The sequence below is a fragment of the Bacillus sp. SIMBA_008 genome (assembly GCF_046535495.1).
In the GTDB taxonomy this organism is placed as follows: domain Bacteria; phylum Bacillota; class Bacilli; order Bacillales; family Bacillaceae; genus Bacillus; species Bacillus subtilis.
In genome coordinates, this window is record NZ_JAWRWL010000876.1 from 1 (window position 1) to 253 (window position 253).

The following is a 253-nucleotide window of genomic DNA, read 5'->3' on the forward strand; positions in this document are numbered from 1 at the left end:
GATGTATATTTGGTGAGTCCTTTTTCATCCAGCTCGTCTTCAACAAGCGGTTTGTAATCTGTCAGCCGTTCAAGCACGATCGGTTTGACATCAAACGGAAGACTTTTGAGCCATTCATTATTTGAAAATAACAGAATGAGGAAGAAGGAAACCATGACAAAAACACATATCATCATAAGACCCGCGGCAGCGAAACAGCCTTTTTTCTTTTTCTCCACTGTGTTTCACCCTCAATTTCAGGAGCATTATGACT

Annotated in this window: 1 pseudogene; it reads right to left on the bottom strand. The window is 40.7% G+C overall.

What is annotated here, in order from left to right:
- Nucleotides 1-218: pseudogene (locus SB658_RS25855) on the bottom strand (lysozyme family protein); the annotation flags it as partial.
- Between the last annotated feature and the right edge of the window lie 35 nt (nucleotides 219-253).